This window comes from Allobosea sp. P4_C6 (genome assembly GCF_056402015.1).
This window is the reverse complement of the sequence record NZ_JBFUIF010000271.1, coordinates 1-1055: the sequence shown is the minus strand read 5'-3', so window position 1 is coordinate 1055 and position 1055 is coordinate 1. Positions and strand designations below refer to the sequence as shown.

Below are 1055 nucleotides of genomic sequence, written 5' to 3'. Positions count from 1 at the left end.
GTGCAGCAGAGCGCCGATGGCAGCCCGAGCATCGCCGCCGAACTCCGCCAAGACGGAATCGATTTTCCTATCAACTGGGGTTCGTTCAGGTGGCGTTTTCGGCACGGCTGATGACATGGCTTGCGTCCTCGGCATGAGAACATTATGGGAACAAACGGCCTCCGGGAGTCAAGCCATGAATGTCGACACCTTCTTTCTGCAGCCGTTCAAGACTCATCGGAAGAAGCTTGTGCCGGCGCAGCGCGTGCCCGCCCAAACAAGGCATCACGCGCTCAATGACGGCATTCGTCTCGGGCGCACGGCCGAAGGCGTGGCGGTCGTGCATGTGGTCGCAGACGACGAGACCGGGGAAGTCGCCTCGGTGGATGTGCTCGCGCGCCACGGCGCTATCCCGGAGGAGTTCGAGGAGCAGATCCGAGCGCTTTGACATGAGGGCTCTCGCCGATGTCCAATTCTCCGACGCTTTTCCTTCGGCGGACCTATCCGGACAGTGAGGCGTATTGGCATGTCATTGACGACGAGGGCGAGCGGATCGCCGTGATTGTCGACGACAGCGGGAACACCCCGGAACGCTGCGCGCCGTGGACCTGGGGCATCAGCGTCTTCGGCCTGCCCCAGACCGGCAATGATCGCGGGCGGGAGTGGACGCGCGAGGCGGCTATGGCCAAGGTCAAGTCGCTTTGGCTTGACTACAAAGCCCGCTACACGCCCGAGGAATACGAACGTTGGCGCCGCTTCATGCGCCGGCATGAGACGCCCGCGGGGCGGCAGGAGCGGAACGAATGATCGGGCGCATCGTTGAGCCGGCATGCCCCGCCTCGTGATCCGCAACGAAGAGGAAATGAACGCGGCGATTGAGCGCGCTCAGGAACTCATGGGCTTTACCAATGGCAGTGACGAAGAGCTCGAGATGGCGGCGATAGCGGCTGCCGTGAAGGTCTATGAGGATTCGATCGCGATGATGAGGGGCGTCGGCGACCGCGCGGCGTCAAAGCCTGATGAAGGTGATCCTACCGCCAACGATTTAGAATAGTGGGCCCCGTGCATGCTAAGGA

3 protein-coding genes are annotated in these 1055 nt (G+C 62.3%); all 3 read left to right on the top strand.

The annotated features are described in order from the left end of the window. Nucleotides 1–175 precede the first annotated feature (175 nt). The 3 genes from AC1DVA_RS28595 to AC1DVA_RS28585 are packed head-to-tail and all read left to right on the top strand — an operon-like array spanning nucleotide 176 to nucleotide 1033. On the top strand, nucleotides 176–427 hold the full coding sequence (locus AC1DVA_RS28595; RefSeq protein WP_476808158.1) for a hypothetical protein: 252 nt from the start codon (nucleotides 176–178) through the stop codon (nucleotides 425–427). Nucleotides 428–444: 17 nt separating this feature from the next. Beyond that, complete coding sequence (locus AC1DVA_RS28590) at nucleotides 445–786, top strand: hypothetical protein (protein WP_476808157.1); 342 nt, start codon at nucleotides 445–447, stop codon at nucleotides 784–786. Nucleotides 787–808: 22 nt separating this feature from the next. Next, nucleotides 809–1033 carry a hypothetical protein gene (locus tag AC1DVA_RS28585; RefSeq protein ID WP_476808156.1) on the top strand — a complete coding sequence of 75 codons (225 nt, stop codon included), beginning with the start codon at nucleotides 809–811 and terminating at the stop codon, nucleotides 1031–1033. Nucleotides 1034–1055: the final 22 nt, after the last annotated feature.

Coding starts and splice junctions, on each gene's coding strand:
- AC1DVA_RS28595 (WP_476808158.1), top strand. CDS start 176: ATGAATGTCGACACCTTCTTTCTGCAGCCGTTCAAGACTCATCGGAAG.
- AC1DVA_RS28590 (WP_476808157.1), top strand. CDS start 445: ATGTCCAATTCTCCGACGCTTTTCCTTCGGCGGACCTATCCGGACAGT.
- AC1DVA_RS28585 (WP_476808156.1), top strand. CDS start 809: ATGCCCCGCCTCGTGATCCGCAACGAAGAGGAAATGAACGCGGCGATT.